General features: G+C 43.1%; 4 protein-coding genes and 1 pseudogene. 3 read left to right on the top strand and 2 right to left on the bottom strand.

Annotated elements, in window-relative coordinates; all coding sequences use genetic code 11:
• Nucleotides 1–90, top strand: a pseudogene (locus V7D75_RS06735) (ferredoxin--NADP reductase); the annotation flags it as partial.
• 131 nt (nucleotides 91–221) lie between these two features.
• Here the strand turns inward: V7D75_RS06735 and V7D75_RS06730 are convergent.
• The gene (locus tag V7D75_RS06730; protein WP_442968934.1) at nucleotides 222–1,001 is read right to left on the bottom strand and encodes a hypothetical protein; all 780 of its coding nucleotides are present in this window, start codon (nucleotides 999–1,001) and stop codon (nucleotides 222–224) included.
• Nucleotides 1,002–1,354: 353 nt separating this feature from the next.
• On the opposite strand from V7D75_RS06730, the gene V7D75_RS06725 reads away from it, so the two are divergent.
• Both V7D75_RS06725 and V7D75_RS06720 read left to right on the top strand, forming a co-directional pair.
• Nucleotides 1,355–2,290, top strand: coding sequence for an energy transducer TonB (locus V7D75_RS06725; RefSeq protein WP_333613935.1), 936 nt, complete (start codon nucleotides 1,355–1,357; stop codon nucleotides 2,288–2,290).
• A gap of 122 nt (nucleotides 2,291–2,412) precedes the next feature.
• Nucleotides 2,413–3,288, top strand: a complete 876-nt coding sequence (locus tag V7D75_RS06720; protein WP_333613934.1) for a mechanosensitive ion channel family protein — start codon at nucleotides 2,413–2,415, stop codon at nucleotides 3,286–3,288.
• Between the two features lie 15 nt (nucleotides 3,289–3,303).
• Here the strand turns inward: V7D75_RS06720 and ybeY are convergent, their stop codons facing one another.
• Entirely contained in the window at nucleotides 3,304–3,960 is a 657-nt protein-coding gene (gene ybeY, locus V7D75_RS06715; RefSeq protein WP_333613933.1) for an rRNA maturation RNase YbeY, read from the bottom strand.
• Nucleotides 3,961–4,193 lie beyond the last annotated feature (233 nt).

Below are 4,193 nucleotides of genomic sequence, written 5' to 3'. Positions count from 1 at the left end.
GTCGAAGATACCAAAGAGACGTTAAAGAGTTTAGGCTTGGTGATGAATCGCCGCGGCGAGGGCAATATCGCGGTGGAAAACTATTGGTAGTAATATGATTGCAAATTAGTATAGACAGTATTCACTAAAAATTTCTGCCCCTTAAAGACCCTATCTTTAAGGGGCAGAGTTTTTTTATAGGCAGCGTTTAGGGAATTTTTAAGGTATTCATAAAAATAGGCTTATGAGGTAGGTTCTAAACTTGGCTCAGTAGCATCAGCAATCGGATTGATAGGCCCTTGCATCAATTCAGGCTCATCCTTATCGCTAATGATATCTTCATTGGCATTGCTGGCCAGCAAATCACGATAATTGATTTGGGTTTTGAGCACCAATTGTTCTTCTTCAAGCTCACCATAATTGACTTGCACTTTATATAAGGTGCTCATTATTTTTTTGTTCTTTTTTAGCCAGCGATTGATATCAAGATAGATAATCTCTTCTTTGGCGCGGGCAATATTGATATAAGACAAAATAAAACCTAACGGGTCTTTTTTGAGCACGCTATGATAAAACCAAATAAACAGTTTGAGCCCTTGGCGTTTGATAAAAGATTCGCAGCGTAGGTTAAGGACGTCGGTATAAGTCAGCTGTCCAAAAACAAAGCGCTGGACGTTGCGATCAAGCTGCACATGAACCAAGCTAAAATTACTTGCTACTTCTGCATAAATACCGCCGACATCAATCGTACAATATAAACGGAACCAGTGGTCATGTATCTCAACGCGCAGCTCTAAAATGGCTTTGACATTATCGGTGACAAACTTCTGCAGCGCATCATTGACGTAAATTTGGGCAACAGGCAAGGACAGCTCTTCCTCGAACTTATCCGTCGCTTTATCATAGATACTTCGGACAGCTTCGCTAAGACGCTCCCAGCCATCGCTAAAGGACTCGTCAAAACGGTCAGCGATACTGTCAAATAACTCTTCAAAACTGTCTGAATTATCCATATTGTCCATATGCTCAAAGTTACTCAAACTTATTATCCTTAGAATTATTCATTATTTAATAGCAGGCGCAAAAGGGGTTTATAAAACAGTATATATCAAAATGACAGTAGGCAAAATGGACGTCTACGTTTTGTATCATTGGGCAGTCTGACTGTTTACTATTAAATATAGAAACCTGTGCGAGGTTACTTTTTAAAAACGCGGATTATTAGGTTAGCAGGGGATAAACCGGCACGTAAACCTGCTTGTAGGTAAGTGAGAGAATAGCGACAGTATACGCTTGTGCTAGCGACGCCATTCTATCTCATGGTATGATAGCGCCGGCATTGGTCGACGAGTGCTTAGTTTACCGAAGAGCTTTTATGACGCCTTGTAGCGACCGCCCTTATATTCATGAGCTGAGACCCACTGTGACTTCGATTAAAGACTCGCAAAGCTATCATTTTTCAGCGCAAGCGCCCAAGCGCGATATCAGTTTGCCGATGGCGGTGGTGATAGCCGTCAGTGTTCATGCGCTGGTTATTTTTGGCATTAGTTTTTCGCTGGGGCGAGATCCTGCTGGCATGATGCAGGATGTCGCAAAAGCCTTGACCGAGAATATGCAGCCAAATGAAGATGCGCAGTTTATTGCCAATGCGTCCCAACAAGGCGGCGGCACGGTGCAAGAGCAAATACGCCAAGAAACTGACCAGAGTAGTCCGGTGGCAGCCGAGCAAATGAGTGAGACACAAGATGTGATTGACCTGCAGCGTCAAGTTCGCCAGCAGCGCTATCAAGAAAGTTATCTGCGTACCACGCTTAGCTGGCGTCAAGCGAGCGTCGAGTCTGATAATGACAGTAAGCAAGAGCAAGATGATATGCAGGCGCAAGAAGAGCGTCTGCGTAAGCAAATCGCGACTTTAGAGGCACAGCTGTCACAGCGGCAACAGCTGTATGCGACCAAATCAAAAGTTGTGACCGTCGATAGCAACTCGACAACCCGCGGTGCCGCTGCCGATTATATCAACACTTTTCGTGAGCACGTCGAGCGCGTCGGGAATCTACAATATCCTGCGCAAGCACGCGCCCAAGGTATCACCGGCGAGGTACGTTTGATGGTGATTATCAGCAATGATGGCAATATTAAGGCCATTCGTTTACTTGAGAGCTCAAACTCGACGATACTGGATGAGGCGGCCAAGCAATCGGTCAGACAAGCGGCGCCCTTTGGTAAATTTACCGAAGATATGAATGATATTGTTGAGCTGCGTCTGATACGTACCTATCGTTACAGTGATAGAGTAGACGTCACCTATTAACTTTGCTTAAATTCAGTGCCCGTCTTTTGCAATTTTTATGCATTTTTTAAAAAAGGTTAAATGATAATAAACATTGAAAAGACAAAATTATTTATAAAACAGTTTGGAAATAAAGAGCCAGTATGGAATTTTTAGGTTTTACCGTCGATCTTGCTACTCTAACAGAAAATGCGATTAGCATTGCGCTTAAAATCGCATTTGCCTTATTAATATTTATGATAGGGCGCTGGTTAGCAAAGAAAATCGTCGCCATTAGTAATCGCATTATGCTACGCAGCCATTTAGAGGCGACAGCGGCCAATTTTCTAAGCCGCTTATTATATGGCATATTATTGGTCGTCGTGATTTTGGCAGCGCTTAGTAAAGTCGGAGTCCAGACCACTTCGGTCGTCGCTATCTTGGGTGGTGCAGCGGTGGCGATTGGTTTGTCACTGAAAGATCAGCTATCGAATTTTGCCGCTGGTATCATGATTGTGACCTTTCGCCCGTTTGTGCGCGGCGATTATGTACAAATTAGCAGCTATACTGGTACGGTCACCGAGATAACCTTGGTCAATACCCATTTAACGACCATCAATAATCACGACATTATCATTCCAAATGGCGATATCACCACCTCGGCGGTGATTAACTATACGGCGTTACCCAACCGCCGCGTCGATATCACCGTCGGTATTGGTTATGACGCCGATATCAAAACTGCCAAAGATATTATGCTAAATTTGGCAAAAAATAATCCACTGGCCTTTACCGATCCAGCGCCTGTGATACGCGTGACCAACTTGGGCGACAATTCAGTTGATTTAACCTTAAATGTCTGGACCACCAATGATGATTGGTGGGCGATGCAGTGTGATTTATTAGAACAATTCAAAAACGCGCTTGATGATAACAAGATTGACATTCCATTCCCGCAGCGCAGTGTGCATGTCAAAGGCTTAGATCAGATGATTAATCAGATGGATCAAGCGCAAAAAACCATGTTAAAGAAAAGTTAAACAAGGCTAAAAATCTTAGAGATAAGGATTTGGTAGGCCTAACTCTGCCAAAATAGCAATCTCAAAGCTTTCCATCTCATCTTGCTCAGCTTGTCCGAGCTCATGGTCAAAGCCCAGTAGGTGCAGTATGCCATGTATCAATAAATGGCTTATATGCTGCGCCACGGTCTTGTTTTGCTCAGCCGCTTCACGTACCACCACAGCATGGCAAATTACCAGCTCGCCAAGTGGTAGCGTTGGCATAAGACCAATGATTGCCGCTGGCAAGTCGCTTGGGTAAGATAAAATATTGGTAGCATAATCTTTGCCACGCGCCTCTAGATTTAGCTCCTGACCTTCGAGGGCATCAGTAATATAGATATCGAGCGCTTTGGTTTTCTCTTGCCATATCTCACTATCGATATCGGCAAAATAAGGCAACATCAGACCATGGTTAATACGCCCATCGATATGATCCAATGTCGCCATCATGACTTTTAACAGTTTTTCGCGAGGATAAAAGCTCTCAAGTATCTCGTCATCGATACTATCAGCGGCGCTTATATCAAGCACGGCTAAGCTGTCATTAGTATTAAGTGCGCCTAAGTTCTCACCTTTCTCATCATGATTAAAATGGCTATTAATATTCTTATCTAAGTGATTGTCAGCGTCATTCTGTTCGGCTGGACTCATGTCACCCTCCTTTTTATGCCAATGTGAAAATATCTAAGATTAATTAACTAGCAATAAATGATTAACACTAAAAAACCGGATATCAAATCCGGTCTTTTCGTATATAAATATGTATTTTTAAAATAGATTATAACTTAGCGGCGGCATTAGAAATGGCTTGTTTACGCTCTTGCTCCTTCATGCGCTCAAACTTACGCTTTTCTTGTAAGGCAAGTTGCTCTTCATCAAAGACG

It is taken from the genome of Psychrobacter sp. (genome assembly GCF_036731945.1).
GTDB lineage: Bacteria > Pseudomonadota > Gammaproteobacteria > Pseudomonadales > Moraxellaceae > Psychrobacter.
This window is presented reverse-complemented; position numbering and strand designations above follow the sequence as displayed.